The 22,747-nt window shown below is 65.2% G+C and carries 23 protein-coding genes; 10 read left to right on the forward strand and 13 right to left on the reverse strand.

What is annotated here, in order from left to right; genetic code table 11:
• Nucleotides 1-9: 9 nt before the first annotated feature.
• The 7 genes from P2T57_RS15215 to P2T57_RS15245 are packed head-to-tail and all read right to left on the reverse strand — an operon-like array spanning nucleotide 10 to nucleotide 7,025.
• Nucleotides 10-1,110 carry a glycosyltransferase gene (locus tag P2T57_RS15215; protein WP_276300061.1) on the reverse strand — a complete coding sequence of 367 codons (1,101 nt, stop codon included), beginning with the start codon at nucleotides 1,108-1,110 and terminating at the stop codon, nucleotides 10-12.
• Complete coding sequence (locus P2T57_RS15220) at nucleotides 1,107-2,465, reverse strand: sulfatase (RefSeq protein ID WP_276300062.1); 1,359 nt, start codon at nucleotides 2,463-2,465, stop codon at nucleotides 1,107-1,109. The genes P2T57_RS15215 and P2T57_RS15220 overlap by 4 nt, the downstream gene beginning before the upstream one ends.
• On the reverse strand, nucleotides 2,462-3,763 hold the full coding sequence (locus P2T57_RS15225) for a sulfatase family protein (RefSeq protein ID WP_276300063.1): 1,302 nt from the start codon (nucleotides 3,761-3,763) through the stop codon (nucleotides 2,462-2,464). Before P2T57_RS15225 ends, P2T57_RS15220 begins: the two co-directional genes overlap by 4 nt.
• Nucleotides 3,760-5,049 carry a glycosyltransferase family 4 protein gene (locus P2T57_RS15230; RefSeq protein WP_276300064.1) on the reverse strand — a complete coding sequence of 430 codons (1,290 nt, stop codon included), beginning with the start codon at nucleotides 5,047-5,049 and terminating at the stop codon, nucleotides 3,760-3,762. The genes P2T57_RS15225 and P2T57_RS15230 overlap by 4 nt, the downstream gene beginning before the upstream one ends.
• Complete coding sequence (locus P2T57_RS15235) at nucleotides 5,046-6,158, reverse strand: glycosyltransferase family 4 protein (protein ID WP_276300065.1); 1,113 nt, start codon at nucleotides 6,156-6,158, stop codon at nucleotides 5,046-5,048. Before P2T57_RS15235 ends, P2T57_RS15230 begins: the two co-directional genes overlap by 4 nt.
• A complete protein-coding gene (locus P2T57_RS15240; protein ID WP_276300066.1) occupies nucleotides 6,155-6,772 on the reverse strand; it encodes a metal-dependent hydrolase in 618 nt (205 codons plus the stop codon). The genes P2T57_RS15235 and P2T57_RS15240 overlap by 4 nt, the downstream gene beginning before the upstream one ends.
• A gap of 28 nt (nucleotides 6,773-6,800) precedes the next feature.
• The gene (locus tag P2T57_RS15245; RefSeq protein WP_276300067.1) at nucleotides 6,801-7,025 is read right to left on the reverse strand and encodes a hypothetical protein; all 225 of its coding nucleotides are present in this window, start codon (nucleotides 7,023-7,025) and stop codon (nucleotides 6,801-6,803) included.
• Nucleotides 7,026-7,146: 121 nt separating this feature from the next.
• Here P2T57_RS15245 and P2T57_RS15250 point away from each other — a divergent pair, with 121 nt between their 5' ends.
• Nucleotides 7,147-7,407 (forward strand): hypothetical protein, encoded by a 261-nt coding sequence (locus P2T57_RS15250; protein WP_276300068.1) that lies wholly within the window; start codon nucleotides 7,147-7,149, stop codon nucleotides 7,405-7,407.
• Nucleotides 7,408-7,461: 54 nt separating this feature from the next.
• Here the strand turns inward: P2T57_RS15250 and P2T57_RS15255 are convergent, their stop codons facing one another.
• Nucleotides 7,462-9,276 (reverse strand): ribosome biogenesis/translation initiation ATPase RLI, encoded by a 1,815-nt coding sequence (locus P2T57_RS15255; RefSeq protein ID WP_276300069.1) that lies wholly within the window; start codon nucleotides 9,274-9,276, stop codon nucleotides 7,462-7,464.
• A 3-nt stretch (nucleotides 9,277-9,279) separates the two neighbouring features.
• Nucleotides 9,280-9,588, reverse strand: coding sequence for an EMC6-like membrane protein (locus tag P2T57_RS15260; RefSeq protein WP_276300070.1), 309 nt, complete (start codon nucleotides 9,586-9,588; stop codon nucleotides 9,280-9,282).
• Between the two features lie 243 nt (nucleotides 9,589-9,831).
• Between P2T57_RS15260 and P2T57_RS15265 the strand changes: the two genes are divergently transcribed.
• Together P2T57_RS15265 and P2T57_RS15270 are read left to right on the forward strand one after the other, a co-directional pair.
• Nucleotides 9,832-10,113: a helix-turn-helix transcriptional regulator gene (locus P2T57_RS15265; RefSeq protein WP_276300071.1), complete on the forward strand. Its 282-nt coding sequence runs from the start codon at nucleotides 9,832-9,834 to the stop codon at nucleotides 10,111-10,113.
• A gap of 113 nt (nucleotides 10,114-10,226) precedes the next feature.
• Complete coding sequence (locus P2T57_RS15270; RefSeq protein ID WP_276300072.1) at nucleotides 10,227-12,830, forward strand: efflux RND transporter permease subunit; 2,604 nt, start codon at nucleotides 10,227-10,229, stop codon at nucleotides 12,828-12,830.
• 24 nt (nucleotides 12,831-12,854) lie between these two features.
• Here P2T57_RS15270 and P2T57_RS15275 read toward each other — a convergent pair whose 3' ends face one another.
• Complete coding sequence (locus P2T57_RS15275) at nucleotides 12,855-13,361, reverse strand: pyridoxamine 5'-phosphate oxidase family protein (RefSeq protein WP_276300073.1); 507 nt, start codon at nucleotides 13,359-13,361, stop codon at nucleotides 12,855-12,857.
• Between the two features lie 400 nt (nucleotides 13,362-13,761).
• On the opposite strand from P2T57_RS15275, the gene P2T57_RS20380 reads away from it, so the two are divergent.
• Nucleotides 13,762-14,202, forward strand: coding sequence for a hypothetical protein (locus tag P2T57_RS20380; RefSeq protein ID WP_276300074.1), 441 nt, complete (start codon nucleotides 13,762-13,764; stop codon nucleotides 14,200-14,202).
• Here P2T57_RS20380 and P2T57_RS15285 read toward each other — a convergent pair.
• The gene (locus P2T57_RS15285; RefSeq protein WP_276300075.1) at nucleotides 14,199-16,064 is read right to left on the reverse strand and encodes a PINc/VapC family ATPase; all 1,866 of its coding nucleotides are present in this window, start codon (nucleotides 16,062-16,064) and stop codon (nucleotides 14,199-14,201) included. The two genes, P2T57_RS20380 and P2T57_RS15285, sit on opposite strands and share 4 nt — an antisense overlap.
• A gap of 97 nt (nucleotides 16,065-16,161) precedes the next feature.
• On the opposite strand from P2T57_RS15285, the gene P2T57_RS15290 reads away from it, so the two are divergent.
• From P2T57_RS15290 to P2T57_RS15300, 3 genes are all read left to right on the forward strand, one after another.
• Entirely contained in the window at nucleotides 16,162-16,752 is a 591-nt protein-coding gene (locus P2T57_RS15290) for a hypothetical protein (protein WP_276300076.1), read from the forward strand.
• Nucleotides 16,753-16,786: 34 nt separating this feature from the next.
• Nucleotides 16,787-17,419, forward strand: a complete 633-nt coding sequence (locus P2T57_RS15295; protein ID WP_276300077.1) for a DUF2238 domain-containing protein — start codon at nucleotides 16,787-16,789, stop codon at nucleotides 17,417-17,419.
• 65 nt (nucleotides 17,420-17,484) lie between these two features.
• Nucleotides 17,485-17,772 (forward strand): hypothetical protein, encoded by a 288-nt coding sequence (locus P2T57_RS15300; protein ID WP_276300078.1) that lies wholly within the window; start codon nucleotides 17,485-17,487, stop codon nucleotides 17,770-17,772.
• Between the two features lie 15 nt (nucleotides 17,773-17,787).
• Here the strand turns inward: P2T57_RS15300 and P2T57_RS15305 are convergent, their stop codons facing one another.
• On the reverse strand, nucleotides 17,788-18,939 hold the full coding sequence (locus P2T57_RS15305) for a pentapeptide repeat-containing protein (RefSeq protein ID WP_276300079.1): 1,152 nt from the start codon (nucleotides 18,937-18,939) through the stop codon (nucleotides 17,788-17,790).
• Nucleotides 18,940-19,056: 117 nt separating this feature from the next.
• Here P2T57_RS15305 and P2T57_RS15310 point away from each other — a divergent pair, with 117 nt between their 5' ends.
• The 3 genes from P2T57_RS15310 (at nucleotide 19,057) to P2T57_RS15320 (ending at nucleotide 22,210) form a co-directional block, all read left to right on the forward strand.
• A complete protein-coding gene (locus tag P2T57_RS15310) occupies nucleotides 19,057-19,179 on the forward strand; it encodes a hypothetical protein (protein ID WP_276300080.1) in 123 nt (40 codons plus the stop codon).
• A 178-nt stretch (nucleotides 19,180-19,357) separates the two neighbouring features.
• A complete protein-coding gene (locus tag P2T57_RS15315) occupies nucleotides 19,358-20,443 on the forward strand; it encodes a M20 family metallopeptidase (RefSeq protein WP_276300081.1) in 1,086 nt (361 codons plus the stop codon).
• 234 nt (nucleotides 20,444-20,677) lie between these two features.
• Nucleotides 20,678-22,210, forward strand: a complete 1,533-nt coding sequence (locus tag P2T57_RS15320; RefSeq protein ID WP_276302120.1) for a carboxypeptidase M32 — start codon at nucleotides 20,678-20,680, stop codon at nucleotides 22,208-22,210.
• Between the two features lies 1 nt (nucleotide 22,211).
• Here the strand turns inward: P2T57_RS15320 and P2T57_RS15325 are convergent, their stop codons facing one another.
• Nucleotides 22,212-22,742, reverse strand: a complete 531-nt coding sequence (locus tag P2T57_RS15325) for a preprotein translocase subunit SecD family protein (RefSeq protein ID WP_276300082.1) — start codon at nucleotides 22,740-22,742, stop codon at nucleotides 22,212-22,214.
• Nucleotides 22,743-22,747: the final 5 nt, after the last annotated feature.

Consider the following 22,747-nt stretch of genomic DNA (forward strand, 5'->3'; position numbering starts at 1 on the left):
AGGTGTTCGTTACGCCTCCCAGTATATAGTTTCAAGCCGACCGACTCGGGCATCCCACGTCATCTCTCGGGCCGCCGCCGCCGCTGACTCGGCCATCTCGGCCCGCCGGTCGTCGTCGCGCAGGACCTCGGCCACTCGGTCGGCGAACGACTCGCCGGGTTCGACCAGTTCGGCCCCGCCGGCGGACGCGAACTCCTCTGCCGGGTCGGGACCCGAGGTCACGACCATCGGCACCCCGAGCGCGGCGTAGTAGAACAGTTTCACCGGCGACGAGGCCTGCTGGAGCGCCGAGGGTTCCTGCGGGTTCACCACGACCGACGCGCTCGCCACGAGGTCGAAGGCCTCGGCGTCGGGCAGTCGCCCAGTGGTCCGCAGGGAGTCCAACTCGTCGGCCGCGGCGTCGAGTTCCTCGCGGAGCGCGCCGTCGCCGACCACCACCAACTCCTCGACTTCGGGGAGTTGGGCGGTCTCGCGGAGCGCATCCACGTCCACTTTCGGGTGAAGCGTCCCGAGGAAGACCACTCGGCCCGGAATCGTCTCGGTTCCCGCGAACGTGTCCCGGCGCTCCTCGAAGAAGCCGTTCGGCAGGACCGTCACTGCGCCCTCCGGCACGCCCCACTCGTCGGCGAGGAACTCCTTCATGTACCCCGAGACGGTGACGACGTGGCTGGCCTTCCGGACGCCGCGGCGTTCGAGCCACGAGACGAACCGCTCCAGCACCGGCGAGAGCGCAGAATCCACGTGGTCGAACCGAGCGAACGCGAGGTCGTGCATGTCCAGCACGTAGCCCTCACACCCGACCAGCGTGGCGAATCCCGCCAGCGTCGAGTGGGCGAACTGGATGGTGGCGTCGCGCTCGTCGGCGACCTGCTTGGCCCGCCACGCCACCGCCAGCGCCCGACCGACGCCGGTTCCGCGACCGAAGCCGTCGGTATCAATCGCCTCGACTCGGACCGAATCGAGGCGGTCGGGGCGCTCGCCCTCGCCTTCCGGGACCACCAGCGTCACGTCGTGGCCCCGGTCGGCGAGTCCGCCGGCGAACGCCGTGATGCGGTCGGTTCCGCCGCTCGGTTCGGTGATGTCGCCGCCGTGAGCGATACAGAGGTTCATAGGTCTCCTCCCGATGCGAGGTCCGCGGCGGCGTCCGCGACCTGTTGGCGCTCGGTTCTGTGTCGCCCTCGGCGCTCGGCCAACTGCTCGGCGACCTCCCGGAGGTCCGGGGCGTCGGCCTCGCGGTCCTCGCGGCCGACGTAGAGTTCGGCGTCTGCGGGGCGGTCTCTTTCTCCGCGTTCCGCGAGGTAACTCCACTCTGCGCCCCGAATCGCGGTCCGGCCTCCCTGCTCGGTCTCGGAGACCACCCAGTTTTCGGTTACTCCTCGGGGGTCGTCGCCGGTCGCCACGCTCGTCACGAGGTCCGGGAGCGCGGAGAGCGAAACCGGTCGCTCGACGGTTCCGGTTTCGGCGTTCTCCTCGTCGCCTGCGACCACCAGCGGGACGTGGACGTTCTCGCCGTAGAGATACGGCTCGTGGCCGTAGGTGCCGTGTTCGCCGAAGGCCTCGCCGTGGTCGCCCGTGACCACGAGAGTCGCGTCGTCCAAGTCCCGCCGGAGTCGGGCGAGGCAGGCGTCGGCGTACCGAATCGAGTCGTCGTAGGCGGTCACGAGGCGGTCGTGGACCGTCGGGTCGAAGGGGGTGTCGTGGCTCTCGCGCCAGAACCGGTAGTTCGCGTGGAAGGACTTCCAGCGCGACTGGCTTCGATAGTCGTCGCCCGCCATGTAGGGGTTGTGGGCGTCCATCAGGAACAGCCAGAGGAAGTAGGGGTCGTCGCTCTCGCCCGCGTCCTTTGCCCAAGAAATAGCATCGTTATAGTACGTTTCCCATGGCTTAAACACTTCTTCACCTTGCCAGAAGTTGAGCAGGACCCGCGCGAACGACGACGCGCCGTCGCCTTCGAGGAACCCCTGAAAGACTCGCTCGTAGAGGCCGCCGGTGGTCCGCGACTCGCCCATGAAGTCCTCGAAGTGGTCGAATCCCGAATCGAAACCGAAGTGGCGCGACGTGAAGGGGTTCGGGGTGAACGCCGCGGTCCGGTAGCCCAACTCGGACATCCGCTCGGCGAGGCTCTCGCTGGCCTCCATGTGGGCCTTGATTCGCTCGCGGCGGGCCGCCAGCGCAGACTCGGCCTCCGCCCCCGACCCCGCCTCCGCTGTTCCGCCGTCGCCGTCCGCGCTCCGGCGGTCTACCGGCCAGTCGCCGGTGAACATTACGGGCATCGACTCGGGGGTGGCCGGGCCGGGCGAGAAGGCGCTTTCGAAGCTCAGGCCCTCGCTCGCCAGTTCGTCGAGGGTCGGCGTGGTGTCGTCCTCGTAGCCGAAGAAGCCGCAGTGGTCGGCCCGGAGGCTGTCGATTGTCACGAGGACGACGTTTTCTCTGTCGTCTGGTCCGTCGCTGGCTTGGTCGGTCATAGCTCTCCTCCCTCGGCGAGTTCGTCGCCAGCGGCCCGAATCGCCCGCTTCTCCTGCTCGCTGGCGACGTGATGGGCGACTGCTTGCTCGAAGGCCTCGGCGACCTCGGGGCGCTCCGCCGTCAAATCGTCCTGCTCGTCGGGGTCGGTCGTGAGGTCGAACAACTCCCGGCGTCCGGGTTCGGCCACGAACTTGGCGTCTCGGGTCCGAATCGCTGTCCGACGCTGGTTCTCGGCGAACACCTTCGAGGCCACCCACGGTCGCTTGGCGTCGTCCGCGACGAGACTGTCGGCCTCGAAACTGTGGGAGGCCCCGGCGAGGTCCGCGATGGTCGGCGCGAGCGACCGGAGTTCGACCGGGCGCTCGACGCGGCCCGCTCGGTCTGCGTTCCCGATGACGAGGGGGACCTGCGTCAGGTCCTCGGTCAGGTACGGTTGGTGGCCGTACCGGTCGTGAGACCCGAACTCCTCGCCGTGGTCGGCGTGGACCACGATTGCCGGGTCGTCGTCGGCGAAGTCGTCCCGAATCCGGGCCAGAAACTCGTCGCCGTACCGAATCGAATCGTCGTAGAGGTTCAGGAGTCGCCGGTGTTCCGCCTCGGAGAAGTCGGGTTCCCACCCGCTGTTGAGCATCTCCCAGTAGTGGCGGAAGGACTTGTAGGCGTCCCATCGGGAACTCCATCTGCGGTACTCCTTCGGGGGAAGCCACGGGTGGTGTGGTTCCAGCAGGAGGACCCAGAGGAAATACGGCTCCTCGGCCTGCTCGCGCCACGCTCTGATTCGGTCGTAGTAGTCTTCCCACGGTCGAAGCACCTCCTCGCGCTGGATGACGTTCCGCGCCAGTCGGAGGTAGGTCGCGGCCGCCCCGCCCTCGATGGACCGGTTGAAAATCTTGTTCCACGCCCGTTCCACGACGCCCTTGTCCTCGGCGAGGAAGTCCTCGAACCAGTCGAACCCGTCGTCGAAGCCGAAATAACTCGACGCCGGCGGGTTCGGCGAGAGCGCGCCGGTGGTGTAGCCCGCGTCGGAGAGGACCTCTGCGAGCGTGGTCCGACCGGTGACTTGCTGGCGTTGCTCCTCGTTGAACCCGATTTCGGGACTCGCCAGCGAGTGTTCGCCGGTCATCACGCTGGTCATCGACGCGATGGTCGGAACCCCGGATGCGGTGGCGTTCTCGAAGACCAGTCCGTCGTCGGCGAGTCGGTCGAGTGCGGGCGTGGTGTCGCGGTCGTAGCCCATGAACCCGCAGTGGTCGGCGCGCAAACTGTCGTACGTGACGAGTATGATGTTCTGGCTCACTGTCGTACCTCCTGATAAACCGATAGCACGTCGTCCGTGACTCCCTCCCACGAGACGTTCCGAGCGCGCTTCTCGGCGCGCCGGCCCATCTCCTCGCGCGAGTCGGCGTCCCCGAGGAGTTCCGCCACCGCCTCACCCACCGCTTCTGCATCGCCGGGTTCGACCACCCGGCCGCATCGCTGGTCGTCCAGCAACCACGGAATCCGGCCGACGCGGGTGCCGACGACTGGGGTTCCGGCCGCCATCGCTTCCGCGACGGTCATGCCGAAGCCCTCCTCCAAGGAGGGGGTGACGAACACGTCGGCCAGCGCGTAGAGCGCCGGGAGTTCTTCGGCGGGGACGAACCCGGTCAACTCGACCTGTTCGCCGAGTCCGGCCTCCCGAATCAGGGACCGAACGCGGTCGGTGTACTCGGGGTCCAAATCGTTCTCGCCCGCCACGACCAGTCGGAAATCGTGGCCCGATTCTGCGACCTGCTCGACTGCGCGAATCAGGTCCACGACGCCCTTCCGGGGCATCACGGTCCCGACGAACAGCAGGGTCGGGCGGTCGGCGAGACCGTATTTGGCTTCGACTTCCTCGATGACTGCCGGGTCGGGGTCGCCGAACCGGTTCAGGTCCACCCCATTCGGGACCACCGTGAGATTGGATTCGGGGACGCCGCGGGCCGCGAAGACCTCACGTATCTCGGGGTTGAGAACCGTGGTCTCGACAGCGCGGTTGGCGAGGTACACGTCCGGCGAGAGGCGCTTGACGATTTCGGGCACGGCAAGGCCGCCCTCCTCGTCCGTGGAATCGCCGTCCTCGGCGTCCGGCGCGTCTTCGCCCGAACCGCCATCTTCGAGCGCGTCGAGTCGCAACTCCCCGAGGTGGGCGGTGTAGACCATCCGGTCTCGAAGCCACGGGGCGACGGTCGCCAGCACGCTGGCCGCGAAGGGCAGGTGGACGTGCAGTACGTCGAAGTCGAGTCCTCGGAGGTGTCGCAGGGCTTCGAGCGCGAAGTTGGTCCGGTCGCCGACGAGTCGGGCGAGACCGACCGGCGAGGAGACCATCTCGTAGGGCACGCGAGTCCACGGTTCGTCGGCCCCGGTGGCGAGATTGAGTCGGCGGAAGGCCACCCCCTCGTGTTCGGCGGTGGCGTCGAGTCCGTCCCACTGACGTTCGAGGACCGTGACCTCGTGGCCCGCGGAGGCGGTCTGGCGGGCCAAATTCCAGACCACGTTGGGGACCGACCCCCGGCCGTCGTGGACCTGTTCGTGGCCGTCGTAGAGGTGCAGGACCTTCATCGGGCCACCTCCCGGTAGAGGGCCTCCGCTCGGTCGGCGAGGCGGTCCCAGTCGTACTCCTCGGCCGTCGCCACGCAGTCGGCTTCCGCGCAGAATTCCGCCGCGAGGAGGCCCTCGGCGAACGCCTCGGGCGTCGGGTCGCAAATCGCGCCGGTCTCTCGGTCGGCGACGAGTTCGGTGGCGGCGTTTCGCGGGTGGTCGATGGTCACGACCGGGGTGCCGCAGGCCATCGCTTCGAGCGCGGTGATGCCGAAGCCCTCGCGTTCAGAGGGGAGTGCGAAGACATCGGCGGACTTCATCAGGCCCAGCACGTCGTCGTACTCCTCGATGAAGTCGCGGGTGGTGACGGTATCTCCGAGGTTCCGGTCGGCGACCAGTCGCTCGACTCGCTCGCGCTCGGGTCCCTCGCCGACGATGGTGCAGTTCAGGTCGGCGTTTCGGTCTCGGAGGTCCGCCATCGCCCGAACCAGCAGGTCGGCGTTCTTCTCCGGGATGAGTCGCCCGGCGAACAGCACGTTTACGTCGGCGTCGGCCGCCGGTGCGTCGTCGATTTCCGCCACCGAGATGCCGTTTGGCAGGTATCGCGGATTCTCCGGGCCGAGAGTCCGCACGTCCCGGCGGGTGCGCTCGGAGACCGCGAGGTGGTGGTCTGGGACTGCGGCGGTGGCCCGTTCCACGAGTTTGCCATAGATTCCCTTCCGGCCGATGTAGTCGTACCAGTAGTCGCCCCAGACCTCGTGCCACGTCAGGACGAGGGTGGCCCGGCGGGCGAGTGCGGCGAGTTTGCTCGAAAACGCCGGGAAGTAGGGGAACTCCTGACAGTCGATGACGTCGAACGACTCCGACAGGAGCGGGCGGGCGACTCTCGCGGCGAATCCGAGGGCCTCGGGAATCGAGCGCCGCCCGTCCACGTAGAGGGTTTCGGGTTCGGCGACCCCGTGGAGCGTGACGCCTTCGCGTTCGATTACGTCGGGACCGTCCCAGTAGTGAAGCCCGTACCAGTGAACGTCGTGGTCGTCGGCGAGTCGGCGGCCGAGTTCCCAGACGCGCTTCTGGACCCCGCCGGTCTCCCACGGGTAGACCGCATCGTAGACGTAGGCGATTCTCATCGGTCTCCTCCGTCGTCTCGGCAACCTAATTCATCGTCTTGAAATTCATTCCCGTTATCTGAACTAGCTATGCCGTTGTCCGACGCTCTCGACCGCCGCCCGAGGTAAATCGCGGCGAAGGTCAGCACCGACGCGATGCCGAACCCGTTGATGAACCCGTAAGCGTTGAACCCCGGCCGAGGAGCGACGATTCGAAGCGCGACCAGCGGTCCGCTGACCGCCAGTCCGAGCGGTTCCGCGCCGAAGACGACTCTGGCGGGGTACTCCAACCCGAGGCCGGTCCGGAACAGCGGGGCGAGCAGGGGCACCGGCCCGCCGTCGATAACGTCCAACAGCAGGTGGCTCCAGACGAACCCGGCCGCGAGTCGCCCTGCGGTCGTCGCGTCGTCTATCCAACCTCTGCGGTCGAGGACCCGACCCAACCCGACGAGGGCCAGCGACATCGGTACGACGCCGACCAGCGAGTGGAGGAGTCCGGGCGCGCCCACGAACTTGTCGAAGTCCGAGAACAGGCCGAACACCCCGAGCGCCAGCCACGCCGGCGAGTCGAACCACTCGGGGCGGACCGCGAAGGCGACCGTCAGCGGCAGGAACAGGTGGGTGAGAACGTCCATCAGTCGCCTCGGTTGCACACGATGGGAGTCACTCGTCGAGGTAGCCCAGCGATTTTAGCCGGTCTTCGACCTCGGCCTCGTCCACGGCCGACTCGCCGTCGTCGGTTTCGTCCTCGACCCGATAGAGGACCTCCTCCATGGCGAACGCCACGTACTCTGACACCGTCTCGAACTCCGTCCGCGGTAGACGCTGTTCGACGCGGGAGACGACTCGCTCTGGCAACTCGACCGACTGTGTCCGTTCGTCGTCCATGAATACACTCCTGCGAAGCAGGTTTGTATGCTGGAACTTACTTGTATTTTATATTCCTTTCTATTTGAAGTTGGCCTGCGGTGGTATAGGCTTTTGAGGCTCAAAGACGAACAGGCTATTGATGAGTCTCACTGCAGTCGTCTCCAGTACGGCAAACGGCGTGACGGGCGTGGCCTCCCGTCTCGTCTCGGTGGGATTCGGCGTCGGCGGCATCTTCGTGGCCGTCGCGCTATCGACGGTCCTCGTCTACGCCAACCTCCTCGACGGCGCGGAGGTAGACGACGCGGACCTCCGGTGGTTGGTGCGCGCGACCCTCCTCCCGCTTCTGGTCACGTTCTTCGTGGTTGTCCTCTACAAGTCGGTGACGGTACTGAGTGGATGAGAACCGGACGGCGAGAAATCGCACTGGAAGGGAAACGAAAATTCGGTCGAACAGTTAGGGCGCGTAGTAGTACTCGCCTTCCTTCTTCTGCTCGCGGTCGAGTTGGCTCCCCGGCTTGTTGATGCGGGGTCGGCCGACGTTCTCGTCGCGCCGGAAGGTGATGTCGAGGTTGGCGAGGAAGTCGTTCATGCCGTCACGCATGCCTTTGGGTTCGCTGGCGTGGCCTGCCACCGCGGGTTCGCCGTCGAAGACCATCAGTCGGTCCGCCAGCAGGTCTATCATGTAGATGTCGTGGTCGATGACCATCACGGTCGCGTCCTGCTGTTCGGCGAACCGCCGGATGGCGTTGGTCGCCCGGACGCGCTGTTCCACGTCGAGGTACGCCGACGGTTCGTCGAGCAGGTAGAGGTCGGCCGACTCCGACAGACAGGCCGCGATAGCGACCCGCTGGCGCTCGCCGCCCGAGAGGTCGGTCAACTGCTGTTCCATGATGCGCTCCAACTGGAGCGGTTGGGCGATTTCGGTGTTCCAGTACGACGACCCCACGCGGTCGGTAATCGACCGCAGGAAGGTGTCGGTCCGCATCGGCTGGTCGATTTCGATGTACTGGGGCTTGTAGGCGATGTCGAGGTCGAAGTCGGCGTCGCCCTCGTCGGGTTCGAGTCGGCCCGCCAGCAGTTGGGCGAACGTCGATTTACCGATGCCGTTCGGCCCGACGATGCCCAGCACTTCGTTCTCCCGAATCGTGCCGCCCTCCACGTCGAGGCCGAACTCGCCTTCGCCGTAGGACTTGGAGATGTCGGGGTACTCGACCAGCGTGTCGGCCCGCGTCACCTGCCGAGGAGCGTGCTCCTCGAACTCGATGGCATCGGGCCGGATGCGCATGTTCTCGTTCTGGAGGTAGCCTTTGAGATACTCGTTGATGCCGTTCCGGACCGACTTGGGCGAGGTGATGACACCGTACGCGCCGGGTTCACCGTAGGCCACGTGGAGGTTGTCAGCCACCAAGTCGAGGATGGCCAAGTCGTGTTCGACCACGAGCATCGACTTGTCCTGCTCCTCGGCCATCTCCTGAATCAGGCGCGCGGCCTTCACCCGTTGGCTGATGTCGAGGTAGGGCGTAATCTCGTCCACGAAGTAGAAGTCCACATCGCGGGCCAGACACGCCACGAGGGCCACTCGCTGGAGTTCGCCGCCAGAGAGGCTGTCGATGTCTTGGTCCATCACGTGCTCGATTTCGAGGCGTTCGAGCAGGTCGTCCAGCACGCCGCGCTCGTCGGTCTTCTCCAGCAGTTCGGAGGTCGGACCGCTGAACCGGTCCGGAATCTTGTCCACGTACTGGGGCTTGCGGGCCACGCTGACCTCGCCGTCTTTGACCGCCGAGAGGTAGTCCTGTAGTTCGGTGCCTCGGTAGGCGTCGAGGACGGCCTCCCATCCCGGCGGGTCGGCGTGCTGGCCGAGGTTGGGCGCGAGTTCGCCGGCCAGAATCTTGACCGCCGTCGTCTTCCCGATACCGTTCGGCCCGAGGATGCCCGTGACCTGCCCTTCGAGGGGGACCGGCAGGCCGTAGAGCGCGAAGGCGTTCTCGCCGTACCGGTGAACCGGTTCGTCCTGTAGCTCCTGCGGGAGATTGATAATCTCGATAGCGTCGAAGGGACACTTCTCGACGCAGATACCGCAGGTCTCGCCGAGGCAAATCTCCTCGCTGATATGTACTTGGTCTGGGTCGCCCTCGTCGGCGTCGTCTCCTCGGAGCGTGATGCACTCCTTGCCCGTCCGGTTGGGCGGACAGTAGTTCTTACACTCGTAACTACATCGGTCCGGCTGACACCGTTCGAGGTCTACGACCGCGATACTATCGTCTGCCATGATTTAGAAGGTAATTCCGTTCGTCAGCAGGATGGTCCACGTCACGAACCACATCGAGAACGTCATGAACACCACGTAGAGGTGGTCCTTCGTGGAGAAGTCCTCGACGTCGATACCTAACACTTGCAGGACCGGTAACTGGACGAAGACGAATCCGGCCACGATGGCCAGACCCAGTTGGTCCTTGGCCGCCAGTCCGAGGAACGCGGCCGAGACGAACGCCGCCGCGACGCCCGCCAGCGTGGCGACGGCCGTCACCGTCACGCCCCGTATGTGGGCCGACCGCCGCTCGGATACCTGTTCGGTCGCCATGCGTGTTCCTCGGGGATGCGGACTCAAAAACCCCAACCTTTCGCGGCCGACTCTCTCGCTCGCCGTCGGACGCGACGAACCGTCGGTCTCACAGCGAGAGGTTCGAAGCCGTTCGTTGGTCTCCGTGCGGATATTCGCCGTCGTTTCCGGACCCAAATCTACGCTCGGAACCAATGTCGAAGTGCTTGCAGTGGCAATCGTTCTCAGTAGTTTTATTGTAGTGGCGTGTTTCGATTCGTAACGATGGCAACTCAGTCCGAGTTAGAGGACATCGACGACCTGCCGCCGAGCGCGAAGTTGGTTTTCAAAGTACTCGAGTACAAGGGCGCGCTGACCCAGAAGGAAATCGTCGAGGAGTCGATGCTGTCGGCGCGGACGGTCCGGTACGCTCTCGAACGGTTGGAGGAACTGGACGTGGTGACGGAGGACGTCTACTTTGCCGACGCCCGCCAGAACCTCTACGAAATCGACGTGGCGACCGAAACCCCCGCCGAGGGGTGCGAGAAAGCGAACTGCGCCGACTGACGACGCCGGATTTCCGTCGAGGCGAGCTAGTTTTCGAGATTCCGCGGGCGGTTCGCCGTCAGTCCCTTTCCATAGCAGGGCCATTTATATCGAGCGCCCGAAAATTGACGGTAATGGGTTTTGCCGACCGCTACGCCGACGTGCTGACCACGTACAGCAGAGTCGTCCTCGTGTTGCTCCTCGTCTCGACCGTCGCGGTCGGGTACGGCGCGGGGAGCATCGACTCGGGGCTGACGATTGCGAGTTTCGGGAGCGATTCGACCGAGGCCCAGAAACTCGACTACGTGCAGTCGAACTTCACGGCGGGCGAGCAGAACACCTCGGTCGTGCAGGTCGTCGTTCGCGGCGACAACGTGCTGACCAAAGAATCGTTACTGGAGACGCTCAGGCTTCAACAGCGACTCAGGGAGAACGCGACCGTGAATCGGACGCTCCGCGAAGGGCAATCGACCGTCGGACTCTCGAACCTCGTGGCGACCGCGGCGATTCGACAGGAGCGGTCGGGTAATCGGACGAATGCGAGCGCCGGACCTGCTGGCGGGCCGGGTGCGCCACCTGCTCGCTCGCCGACGCTGGACGCCCAAATCGACCAACTGGAGTCGATGTCCCAGTCCGAAATCGACCGCGTGGTGGTGGGCGTCCTCGACCCCGACCGAACTGCTGGGGGGCCAGTGGACCCCTTCACCCTGCTGGCGACCGACTACGAACCGGGGACGACGACGGCCTCGGCGCGCGTGGTCTTCGTCTTCCAGCAGGCCGACACCTCCGGTGACTCGCTTCCCGAGGAGGTCGTCTCTGCGCAACTCGCCACGCAGGACATCGCCGACCGGACGGTCAAGTCCACCGACGCCTTCGCCTTCGGCGCGGGCATCGTCAGCGAGGAGTCCGGGCAGGCGACTGGGGAGAGTTTCGCGGTCATCACGCCCTTCGCGCTCCTGCTGGTCGTCGGCGTCCTGCTAATCGCCTACCGAGACCTGCTGGACGTGGCGCTCGGTCTCGCCGGAACCCTGCTGGTCCTCGTCTGGATGGGCGGATTCATGGGGTGGGCGGGTATCGGCGTGACCCAGATTATCATCGCGGTGCCGTTCCTCCTCATCGGCCTCTCCATCGACTACGCGCTCCACGTCGTGATGCGCTACCGCGAGGCCAGAACCGCCGACGCGGACCGGTCGGTGCGCGAGACGATGCGGGCCGGCCTCTCCGGAGTGACGGTCGCCTTGGCGGCGACCACCTTCACGACTGCGGTCGGGTTCACCTCGAACCTCGTGAGTCCCATCGAGTCAATCCGGCAGTTCGGCCTCGTCTCGGCGTTCGGCATCGTCTCGGCGTTCGTCGTCTTCGCCGGTCTCCTGCCCGCCCTCAAACTCGAACTGGAGGCCCTCCTCGAACGGTTCGGGTTCGACCGTCGGAAGCGAGCGTTCGGCACCGGCGGGAGCGCGGCCAACCGACTCCTCGGGGTCGGCGCGACTGCGGCCCGGAAGATTCCGGTCGCCGTGGTCCTCGTCGCGCTGGTGGCCAGCGCGGGCGGTGGCTACGCCGCGACCGACATCGACACCTCCATCAATCAGGTCGATTTCCTGCCGCGGGACTCGCCCGACTGGATGGACTCGCTCCCCGGTCCGCTCCGGCCGGGCGACTACGACCTCCGGGAGAACGTCGTCTACCTCAACGACAAGTTCGTCCAGTCGCGCGACCGTTCGGAGGTCCAGATACTCGTGGAGGGTCCGGTCACCGCCCCCGACACGCTCGACAGACTCGCCGCGGGCGGTGAGGCGGTCGCAGAGAGTTCGACCGCCATCACGCTCGCCAGCGGTCGGCCCTCGGTCGATGGTCCCGTGTCGGTGATTCGGCGCGTCTCGGCGCGCAACGAGACCGTCCGGCAGGTCGTCGCCGAGCGCGACACCGACGGCGACGGGATTCCCGACCGGGACCTCCGAGCGGTCTACGACGCGCTCTACGCCGCGGCCCCCGACGAGGCCGCCGGGGTCGTCTATCGCGCTGACGACGGCGAGTACCGGGCACTCAGGCTCTCGGTCGCCATCCGGGGCGGGTCGAACACCGGGGCGGTCACCGAGGAGATGCGGGCGGTCGCCGAGACCATCGAGGACGACAGCGACCTGACCGTGACGGCGACCGGGCAACCGATTATCAACGAAATCGTCCAGCAGGGCCTGTTGACCACGCTGGTCCAGACCTTCCTCATCACGCTCGGGGTCATCGTGGCCTTCCTGACGGTCATCTTCTACCGGCGCTACGGCACGCTCTCGCTCGGGGCGGTGACGATGGTGCCGGTCGTGTTCGCGCTGAGTTGGATTCTGGGCGCGATGTACCTGCTGGGGATTCCGTTCAACACCGAGACGGCCATCATCGCCAGCATCGCCATCGGTATCGGCGTGGACTACGCGATTCACATCAGCGAGCGATTCGTGGAAGAACTGTCGAACGCGGGCACCGCGACGGCGGCGCTGGAAACCACGCTGGCGGGCACCGGCGGCGCGCTGTTGGCCAGCGCGGTCACGACCGCTGGCGGGTTCGGAGTCCTGCTGTTCGCGCTGGTCCCGTCGCTCCAGCGGTTCGGTCTCGTGACGGGAACGACCATCGTGTTCGCCTTCCTCTCCAGCGTGGTCGTCCTGCCGAGTCTGCTGGTCCTGTGGTGGCGCTACCTCGGTACGGGCACGCCGGTCGGCGACGCGCCGGTCGATACCGCAGGTGATTGAGAAACTCCGTCGGTCACAGCGTCGTTACTGGCCCGCCACCGAGGTCCGACCGGTCAACTCGTCGGCCTCTAGCTTGTAGAATTCGACCTCGGCCGGGTCCTTGTCGTTCGTCCACGGACACGCCGGGAACCACGCGTTGTCCGCGAACGCCGAATAGGCCTCGTCGGCCTCGTCGTCCGGCACTTTTTCGACCGCTCCTCTGACGATGACGCTCGACCACTCCGGCGGTTGGACCTCCGGCACGAGAAACGTCGCCGTCGTGGTCGCGTCGAGATACGCCATCTTGTCGCTGTCGTCGTCGGTCTGCACCTGAAAGTAGAGCGTCGAATCCCCGTCGTAACCGAACGACAACGGAACTGAGTAGGCCTCCCCGCCGTCGGCGAGCGTCAGGCACCCCCAGCCCTGCCCTTCCAGAAACTCGGCCGACGCCTTCGATTCCATCCGCACGTCGGGTGTCTCGGGCGTCGGTTCGGTCATTCGCTCGTCGCTCGTCCCCTCGAAACTTGCCTCCTCTTCCTCAACTTTGTTCACGGGAATCTCTAGAGACATTTTAGACATTTAATTAGTTCGATACCTGTACACGTTTAACCCCCGTCTGATTCCAGCGGAGTGAAAACGGAACGAACGTCGCTCCGAAATCGACAACCTTTGCCCGAATCTGGCTAAACAGTAGAAATCTGCTGGTTATCTCCGAAATACGCCACTATCGTTCGGTGTTGGTGGATTGATGTCACAGTAGCCGTTCCGTCGGGCGATTCTGCGGTTTCGCGCCGTCGCGGTGGACGAATAGAAGTGACTATGGAATTCCTAGAAATATAAAGAGATTGCTTAAGAAAATGAATAGTTGTCTCTAGTTGGTCTCGTGGCTATCAACTCGTCCCCCGTCCCAATCGAGCTAACAACTCAGTCTGCAGGCTCACAACGTACACACATGAGTACCGACAAGAAGCGAGTCCAGTTCCGGGCACCCTCACGGCTCATCGAGCGGGCGGACTCGCTGGCGAGCGTCTTCGGTTCCGACCGGACCGACATTCTCATCGACGCACTGCGCGAGTACCTCCGCGATGCGGCCCACGACGACGAAATCAAACAGGAGATTGCAGGCGCGTACTACGACGGCGAGAACGCCGCGGTCACGCTCGCCAACGACCGGGACGCCTCGCTGTTGCTCTGCGACGAGTTCAACAAAATCGGTCTCGTTCACGCCTCTCTCGACGACGTGTCGCTCGCCACGACGCCGAAGTTCCTCCTCGTTCTGGAAAACAACGACCTGCTCTCGACATTCGAGGTCAGGGCGCTACTGGACGAAATCGGCGACGTTCGGAGTTGGGACGGAAACAGCTACGTGACCCGGAGTCGAGACCGTCTCTAAGTCCGAACGACCGTAATCTGCTGTTCGCGGTCGATGGCTCGCTCTAGCTCCTCCGCAATCGCACTGCCCCGCGAGACCTGAATGTCGCCGCCTCTGCCGACCGTCGCCGTAAAGAGGTACTCGCCGTCGGCCTCGACCTCGACAGTCTCGCCCGAGTGGCCCTCGGTCGGGAGGACGATGTGCCGGGAGGTGATGTCGGGAGTCACGACCTCGCCGCGGGACCCGCCGGTCGCGCCGCCAGCGCCGCCGGAACTCGCGCCCGAGGCAGACTGTGGCTTCTCGTCGTGGGTCCGCACGTCGATGTCGATGCCGAGGCGGTTCTCGATGTCCTCGATTCGGCCGCCGCCCTTGCCGATGACGTAGGAGATGTCGTCCTCGGTGACGTAGACCGTGGCGCGGTTCTGGCCCTGCACGTCCACGTCCACCGCACCGCGGGCGACCGACTGGATTTCCCGCTCGATTTCCTGCTTTGCGAGCTTCGAGACGCCGCTCTCCTCCTGTTCGCCCTCGTTGAGCGGCACGGTGACGACCTGCCGGTTGAAGGTGTAGATTTCGTACTCGGGGCGACCGGTCTCGAAGTCCCGCACTTGGATGACCGGCCGAGCGAGGTCCTCGGCCTGCATCCCGCTCGGAACCTTCACTTCGGTCGTCACGTCGTAGACCTTCTCGATTTTCCCGGCCTCGATGTAGACCACGGTGTCCACGATTTGGGGAATCATGCCGAGTTCGACCCGGCCAACGAGGCGCTGAAGCGCGTCGATGGCCCGCGTCGCGTGGACCACGCCAATCATCCCGACGCCGGCCAGTCGCATGTCGGCGAAGACCTCGAAGTCGTCGGTCTTGCGCACCTCGTCGTAGATGGTGTAGTCGGGCCGGACCATCAGCAGGGAGTCGGCGGTCTTCGCCATCTGGCCGCCCAACTCGGTGTACTGGGTGATTTCGGGACCGACCTGCAGGTCGCGGGGCTTCTCCATCGTCTTGACCGCGAAGTCGTTCTCGGCGAGGAACTCGCCGACCGCTTGGGCGAACGTGGACTTCCCGGCACCGGGCGACCCGGAGATGAGGACGCCGCGCTGGTGTTCCAGCAGGCGGTCTTTGAGTTCGTCGGCGTACTCGTAGTCGTCCATATCGGTCTTGACGATGGGTCGGACCGCGGTAATCTCCCACGCGTCGGCGAACGGCGGTTCCGCGATGGCGATGCGGTAGTTACGGAACTGGACGATGGTCATCCCCGGTTCGTCCAACTCGATGAAGCCCTCGTTGCTCTCTTTGGCACCGTCGATGATTTCTTGGGCGATTTCCCGAACGTCGTCCTCGCTGGTCACGTCGTCCCGAATCTGCTGGTAGTGCATGTCGCCCACGTCGCCGCGCTTGGCTTTCGGTTCGACGCCGGCCCGAAGGTGGACGCTCATGGTCTTGTCGTCGAAGTACTCCTCGATGGAGAGGCGACCGATTTCGCTGTCGTCGTCGGTCCGGGGCGAGATGTACTCGACGTCGATGCCCTTGGCCTCGGCGACTTCGCTCTGCACCACGTCGCTGGTGACGAAGACGGCATCGTGTTCGACCGCGAGTTCCCGAATCAGGGCGTCGATTTCACCTTCGCTGGCCCGGCCCTTCTCGTCGGCGTCGGGGCGCTCGCCGACGTATTTCAGTTCGATGGTCCCCTCGTCGGCGAGGTCCGCGAGGCGCTGAAGCTCCGAGAGGCCGTCCCACCCGCTCTCGGCACCGCTGTTCGCCTGCGCTTCGAGTTCGGCCACGACGGCCTCCGGGACGAGGACCGTCGCGTCCTCGAAGTCGCCGTCCTCGACGCGCTCTGAGACTCGGCCGTCGATGACGACGCTCGTGTCCGGCAAGACGTTCATGCCCCTCTTTTTGAACGGCGCGCTCATAAGCGTGTCTTCTGTCCCCGGCACCGAGAGTGGGCAAAACCCTCAATCGCGTGGGAACCCTCCGTGAGGTATGGGCGCACTCGAAGTCGTGACGGACGACGACGCGAACTGGGTGAGTTGGCTCCTCGTCGGCCTCCTCGCGCTGGCAGTCGGGATCAGCGTGGTTCGCAGTGAGGAGGTCTGGGCGGTGTTCCTCGTCGGCACGCTCGGGATTTTGCTGGTCCCGCCGGTCGTGTTCCGGGACTCGTCGGCGATGCTTCCGCCGGAAGTGACCGGATTGGCCCTCCTCCCGGCAGTCGTGGAGTTGGTCGCTCCCGAGTGGGTCACGGAGTACGCGCTCTACCTCGGGGTCGCCGCGCTGGCGTTCGCAATCGTGGTGGAACTATCGCTGTTCACCGACGTCGAGATGGCACCGTGGTTCGCCGACGCGACTGTCGTGCTGACGACGATGGCCGCCATCGGTTCGTGGGCCATCGTCCAGTTCTACGCCGACCAGTGGCTCGGGACCGACTTCATCACCAGTCGCTACGACCTGATGCGGGAGTTCATCCGGGGGACCATCGCCGGCGTCCTCGGGGCCGGGGTCTTCGAACTCTACTTCCAGTTCCGCACGCCGGCCGAGACCAAGACGCCCGACGTGACCGGGGGCGAGGACGGATGAGACGAGAGCGAGCAGTGACGGGCGGTGGCGAGCGATGACCGACATTCTGAGCGACCGCCACGAGCGATGGCTCGTCCACCTGCTTCAGGTCGGTCTCCTCGGCATCTCGGCCTACGGCCTCTACCGGGGCGAAACCGGGGTCGTGGTCAACGGACTGGTCTCACTCGGGGTCACGTTCGTCCCGGCGCTCCTCCGGCGGGACCTCGGCATCCGGATGGACCCCGACTACGTTCTCTGGATTTCCATTGCGGTGTTCGTCCACGCAGGGGGCATCCTCGGCCCGTACCGCAACATCCCGTGGTTCGATTCGGTGACTCACGCCCTCTCGGCGTCCATCGTCGCCGGGGTGGGTTACGCCGTGGTCCGGACGGTTGACGAGAACTCCGAGCGCACCACCCTGACGCCGGAACTCCAGTTCGCGTTCATCCTCATCTTCGTGATGGCGTTCGGCGTCCTCTGGGAAATCATCGAGTTCGGGACCGAACAGGTCGCCAAACTTCTGGGGAGCGAGGCCGTGCTGGTCCAGTACGGCCTCGACGACGTTATCAACGACCTCGTGTTCAATCAGGTCGGCGCAATCGTCGTCGCGGGATGGGACGCCGCCCGCCCGGACGAAGCGGCCGAGGAGGCCGCCGAGGCGGTGGACGATTCGGCGATAGACGACTGACGCGCCGGGCGGCCGGGCTTAAAAGGGACGACTGATTTATGAAACCCGGCGTCCTATCGAGGGTCGTGCGTCACGAACACCTCGTCGTCACCGTCGAAGCGGGCCGCAAGGAACGAATCGACGCCGACCTCGACGCGGGCGAGTCGCTGGAAGCGTGGGTCGCCGACGCGATAGACCAGAAGTTAGCCCGCCAGTCCCGGTCCGAGTCGGCAGAGGGTGACGCCGACTCCTCGGCCGGAGGCGGGTCGCCCCCCGCCGACGATAGTGACGGAGACCGCGCCGGTACCGACTCCGACCGAGAAGGGGACGACTACGACGAGGGCTTCGAGTACGTGGACGACTGCGGCATCTGAGCGCGGCGATTTCGATTACTCCGACCACGTGACGTTTCTCGTCAGGACGAACACCAACAGCGCCATCAGGAGTTGGCCGAGGAGGGCCTCGGTCGCCGCTATCGCCCGACCCCACCCGTGGACCGGTTGCATGTCGCCGTATCCCAGCGTGGCGAACGTGACCACGCTGAAGTAGGTCGTCTTCAGCAGGTAGATGACGTTGAGAAACAGCCCGTTTGAGGGCTTCAGCTTGTAGGTGACTGTGGTCTCGGCGGTCGGTTCGATGACGCCGCTCGTGAGCATGTAGAGGACGCCGCACGCCAGAATGACCGCGAACGAGGTCCCGATAACGCGCCACGGATTCGACCCGTACCCGGTGGTCCAGCGCCACGCCTCCTGTGCGAGCGCCTTCGGGTACGACCGAAACTCCCACGCCTCGCGCCGCCGGACGCTCTTGCGCTTGAGGTAGTAGTTCCGGGAGTCCTCGGTCAGGCCGTTCTCCTCGGCGAGGCGCTGGAGTTCGTTGTACGTCCAGTGGGCCGCCTCGTACCGGTCGAGACGGCTCCTGTCGCGCGCCGACCGCCGCCTGCGAAACGCCGCCAGTCGGCTATCGACGGCGTTCTCGGTCAGTTCGTCCTCGTAGACGACGTTCTTGCCGAGGTTGGTCGCTTCGTCGATGCGGGCGTTGTCGAACACCGCGTAATGAAGCCGCGCGCCGCAGAGGTCCGCGCCTCGGATGTCAGTCCGGTGGAACTCGGTGTGTTCGAGGTTCGAACCCCGAAGGTTCACGCTTTGGGCGTCTACGCCCTCGAAGTGGCAGTACCGGAGGTCCGCGCCGCTGAGGTCGGTCTCCTCCAGATTGCAGTTGACGAACCGCGCATCGGTGACCGTCTTGCCGGCCAGCCAGTCGCCGCCGGAGAGTTCCACGTCCCGGAAGATGGCCCCGTCTAGCCGCTCGCCGATTTCCGGCGCGGCGTCCTGCAACTTTCGCGTCGGCTTCTGTGCCACGTCGGCGTGCCAGATGCACCGCTCCGTGTCGCCCCACACCGGCCGCCAGCAACAGACTCCTCCGAGGTTCGACACCGCGCTGGCCTCGTGGACGTGTCCGCACCGGTCCTCCGTGGACGATGTTCGCTCCACCGACCCCTCAGTAAGTTCCCCAGACGCAGACTGCACGTCTCCAGACATAGACTGTTTATCACCCCAACCCTCTTTCGGCTTATGCCCGATTGGTCAAGCAACGGACCGAAACTCGCCGTCTGACGGGCCGCCACGCCTTTTCCCGCTCGCGCCGTGGCCTCCGACGTGACCGACCTCGAAACCATCCACGACGAGATGCGCCGAATCGGCGAGGACGCGACGGGCGAGACGGCCGACGAACTCGACTACGTGCGCGAACAGTTCAGCGGGAGTTCGAACGCGACGTGAAGTAGAGAACAATCGAAAATTACCCACGATATGGAAAATAATTGCTAAGAGAAATAAATACAAATACTAAATATAAGGATATATTTCTACGTCTGGGATTCGGGTGCGGCGGAACAACCCACCGAGCGCCGACTGACCGACCCCCGGTTTGAAGCGCCTCGCCCCCAACCTCGGAAGCATGACCGAAGTCGCCGACCTGACCCGCGAACTCGTCGCCATCCCGAGCCACGAGGACGAAACCGAGGCGGGCGACTACATCGAGAACTGGCTCCGCGAGGAGACTCCATCCGACGTGACCCGAGACGAGTCGGGGAACGTCCTCGCTCGCCGAGGCCCCGCCGACGCCGACTCCCTCGCGCTCGTGGGCCACCACGACGTGGTTCCCCCGGCGGACTCCCAACTCGCGGACGACGGGAGATACGCCGTCTCGGAGCGCGACGGTCGCCTCTACGGCCGGGGCACCGCCGACATGAAGGGCGCTGTCGCGTCAGCGATGCTGGCGTTTCGGGACGCCGACCTCCCCGAGGACGGCCCGGAACTCGTCTTCGTCAGTTTCGTCGGCGAGGAGCAAGGCGGCGTCGGCGCTCGGGCCGCAATCGACCGGGGGTTCGCGCCCGACTACGCCATCGTCGGCGAGGGTTCGACCGGCTATTCTGCCGAGGACGTGACCGACGTGGCGGTGGCCCACAAAGGCCGCCGGGGAAGCACCGTCACCGCCCGCGGGTCGGCGGCCCACGCCAGCGAACCCGAATCCGGCGAGAACGCGGTCTACAGGGCCTGCGACGCGGTGGACGTGATTCGGGGCCTCGACTTCCCCGCGGTTTCCGTGTTCTGCGAGGAGGTCCGCGGAAGCGTCGCCGTCACCGAAATCGACGGCGGGAGCGCGTGGAACGTGATTCCAGAGACCTGCGAGGTCACGGTGGACGAGCGCACCGTCCCCGGCGAGCGCGCCCCCTTGGAGCGCGTCGAGGACATCGCGGGCGTCGAGTGGACCGTGGACCAAGACCTCCCGCCGATGCGGTGCGACGACGAGGGCTTCGCCGAGACGGTCCTCGCGGCCGCCGAAGCGAACCAAGACGCCGACCCGGAACTCGTCTCCAAACCCCACGCGACCGACGCAGGATGGCTGGCAGAAGCGGGCACAACCTGCGTGGTCTGCGGCGCGGCCGAACCCGGCGAGGCCCACACCGACGCCGAGAGCGCGAGCATCGACGTGCTGGAGCGGTGCTACCGCATCTACCGGACCGCGGCCGAGACGTTCTGAGGTCGCTCCGAAACGCGACTCGCTCGACGGTTCGTGGACTCGGGGTCGGAGTAGCCGGCGACCTCCTCGCTATTATGTATTTTATGCGGACGACTCCGGCCACGATAGCGACCGAGACGGAATCGCCGTCTACCCACCAATACATTAGAATAAACGCGATAGTATAAATCATATCAATAGTTGCTCACTTGAAAATCCGGGCATTGATAATTGATGGCAACATACCTGCTGACGATGGCAAGCGAAGCCGCCGCCGACGAGGCGTCCGACACGTATTCGGAGTTCATCGACAAGGTACAGCGACTGTCGAACGTCAAGCAGGCCGGGATGGTTCTGGCTTGGGACCAAGAGGTCATGATGCCCGAAGGCGGCACTCCCGCCCGCTCGAAACAGCGTTCGGCCCTCTCGACGGTGGCCCACGAACTCCTCACCTCCGACGAGATGGCCGACCTGCTGGACGAACTCGAAGCCGAGGACTTGGACGACGACCAGCAGGCAGTCGTCCGGGAGATTCGACGCCAACACGACCGGGCCGCGAAGGTCCCTCAGGACCTCGTGGAGGAGATTTCGGAGGTCTCCTCGGAAGCGATGCCAGTCTGGCACGAGGCCAAAGAGGACGACGACTTCTCGAAGTTCGCGCCCACCCTCGAAAAACTGGTCGAACTCAAGCGCGAGTACGCCGAACACATCGACCCCGACCGCGACCCTTACGAAGTTCTGTTCGAGGAGTACGAACCCTATCTGGGCATCGAGAAGGCCGAGGAGGTCCTTCAGCGCCTCCGAGACGAACTCGTCCCGCTCATCGACGCGATTCGGGAGTCCGACGCCGACCTCGCCACCGACACCTTCGAGGGCGACTTCGACGTGGACACCCAAGAGGACCTGACCCGCGACGTGCTGGACACGCTGGGCTACGACTGGGACCACGGCCGACTCGACACCGCTCCCCATCCCTTCTCGTCCGGTAACCAGTTCGACGCTCGCGTGACGACGCGGTTCAGTCCCGACGAACCCCTCGGCGCGCTGATGGCAACGGTCCACGAGTTCGGCCACGCCACCTACACCCTCGGCCTGCCCCGCGAGGACTACGGTACTCCTCTCGGCGAGTCCCGTGACATGACGGTTCACGAGTCCCAGTCGCGCCTCTGGGAGAACCACGTCGGTCGCTCCAAGCCCTTCTGGGAGCGATTCCTGCCGAAGGTCCAAGACCGGTTCCCCGAGAAGGTCGGCGACGCCAGCGTCTCCGACATCTACGAGGCCGCAAACGAGGTCTACGAGGACAACCTCATCCGGGTCGAGGCCGACGAACTCACCTACCACATGCACATCGTGGTCCGGTTCGAAATCGAGCGCGACCTGATTCGCGGCGAAATCGACGTGGAAGACGTGCCGGAACTCTGGAACGACAAGTACGAGGAGTACCTCGGCATTCGACCCGATTCGGACGCCGAGGGTGCCCTGCAGGACATCCACTGGAGCCACGGCGACTTCGGCTACTTCCCGACCTACTCGCTCGGGAGTGTCCTCGCGGCCCAACTGTTCGATACCGCCGAGGACGACATCGAGAATCTGGACGAGAAGATTGCAGACGGCGAGTTCGACGACCTGCACGACTGGTTGACCGAGAACGTCCACCAGCACGGGTCCCGGTACACCACCGACGAACTCGTCCGGCAGGCGACCGGCGAGGAGTACACCGCCGACTACTTCCTCGACTACGTGAAGTCGAAGTACGGCGACCTCTACGAACTGGACGACTACCAGTAGCTCACGAGCCTTCTAACGCTTCTTTCAGTTCTCTCGCCTTCGCTCGGTCGGTCGTCGTCAGGAGAAACTCCCCGCCCCACTCGCCCGACTCGATGGCGTCGGCGAGGCCCGGCCCGAGTTTCGCCTCGTAGAGGAGTTCACCCTCGAAGTACGTCCGGATGCGGTGGGATTGGGGGTTCTCGAACGCCCCGGCCTGTTCGAGTCCGCTGGCGAAGGCCTCGGTTCCCGCGTCGGTGAGCGTTATCGGGAGTCGATAGCCGTCGCCGGTTCTGGCCTCCTCGATTTCACCGACCGACGCCACGTCCGCCCCGGTCACGAGTTCGATTTCTCGGTCGGCGTCCGTGACGGCTATTCGGAACTCGCCTGCGTCTGCGTCGGCGGTCGTCTCGTCACTCGCCCCGGTCGTCTCGTCACTCGTTTCGGCGACATCGGACGTGGCGTCGTCGGTAACTGCATCCCGTATCTGGCTACACCCACCACTGCCCGTCAGCGCGAGACATCCACCTGCGAGGACCTGTCTTCGGGAGACCATATTGA

It is taken from the genome of Halorussus lipolyticus, from assembly GCF_029338375.1.
Taxonomy (GTDB): Archaea; Halobacteriota; Halobacteria; order Halobacteriales; family Haladaptataceae; genus Halorussus; species Halorussus lipolyticus.

Excerpts from the sequence above, each read along its gene's own strand:
- P2T57_RS15260 (WP_276300070.1), bottom strand. The coding sequence starts at position 9,588 with ATGGCGACCGAACAGGTATCCGAGCGGCGGTCGGCCCACATACGGGGC.
- P2T57_RS15320 (WP_276302120.1), top strand. The coding sequence starts at position 20,678 with ATGGCAAGCGAAGCCGCCGCCGACGAGGCGTCCGACACGTATTCGGAG.
- P2T57_RS15305 (WP_276300079.1), bottom strand. The coding sequence starts at position 18,939 with ATGTCTGGAGACGTGCAGTCTGCGTCTGGGGAACTTACTGAGGGGTCG.
- P2T57_RS15220 (WP_276300062.1), bottom strand. The coding sequence starts at position 2,465 with ATGACCGACCAAGCCAGCGACGGACCAGACGACAGAGAAAACGTCGTC.
- P2T57_RS15255 (WP_276300069.1), bottom strand. The coding sequence starts at position 9,276 with ATGGCAGACGATAGTATCGCGGTCGTAGACCTCGAACGGTGTCAGCCG.
- P2T57_RS15325 (WP_276300082.1), bottom strand. The coding sequence starts at position 22,742 with ATGGTCTCCCGAAGACAGGTCCTCGCAGGTGGATGTCTCGCGCTGACG.
- P2T57_RS15250 (WP_276300068.1), top strand. The coding sequence starts at position 7,147 with ATGAGTCTCACTGCAGTCGTCTCCAGTACGGCAAACGGCGTGACGGGC.
- P2T57_RS20380 (WP_276300074.1), top strand. The coding sequence starts at position 13,762 with ATGAGTACCGACAAGAAGCGAGTCCAGTTCCGGGCACCCTCACGGCTC.
- P2T57_RS15230 (WP_276300064.1), bottom strand. The coding sequence starts at position 5,049 with ATGAAGGTCCTGCACCTCTACGACGGCCACGAACAGGTCCACGACGGC.
- P2T57_RS15295 (WP_276300077.1), top strand. The coding sequence starts at position 16,787 with ATGACCGACATTCTGAGCGACCGCCACGAGCGATGGCTCGTCCACCTG.
- P2T57_RS15265 (WP_276300071.1), top strand. The coding sequence starts at position 9,832 with ATGGCAACTCAGTCCGAGTTAGAGGACATCGACGACCTGCCGCCGAGC.
- P2T57_RS15240 (WP_276300066.1), bottom strand. The coding sequence starts at position 6,772 with ATGGACGTTCTCACCCACCTGTTCCTGCCGCTGACGGTCGCCTTCGCG.
- P2T57_RS15245 (WP_276300067.1), bottom strand. The coding sequence starts at position 7,025 with ATGGACGACGAACGGACACAGTCGGTCGAGTTGCCAGAGCGAGTCGTC.
- P2T57_RS15235 (WP_276300065.1), bottom strand. The coding sequence starts at position 6,158 with ATGAGAATCGCCTACGTCTACGATGCGGTCTACCCGTGGGAGACCGGC.
- P2T57_RS15315 (WP_276300081.1), top strand. The coding sequence starts at position 19,358 with ATGACCGAAGTCGCCGACCTGACCCGCGAACTCGTCGCCATCCCGAGC.
- P2T57_RS15285 (WP_276300075.1), bottom strand. The coding sequence starts at position 16,064 with ATGAACGTCTTGCCGGACACGAGCGTCGTCATCGACGGCCGAGTCTCA.
- P2T57_RS15270 (WP_276300072.1), top strand. The coding sequence starts at position 10,227 with ATGGGTTTTGCCGACCGCTACGCCGACGTGCTGACCACGTACAGCAGA.
- P2T57_RS15290 (WP_276300076.1), top strand. The coding sequence starts at position 16,162 with ATGGGCGCACTCGAAGTCGTGACGGACGACGACGCGAACTGGGTGAGT.
- P2T57_RS15215 (WP_276300061.1), bottom strand. The coding sequence starts at position 1,110 with ATGAACCTCTGTATCGCTCACGGCGGCGACATCACCGAACCGAGCGGC.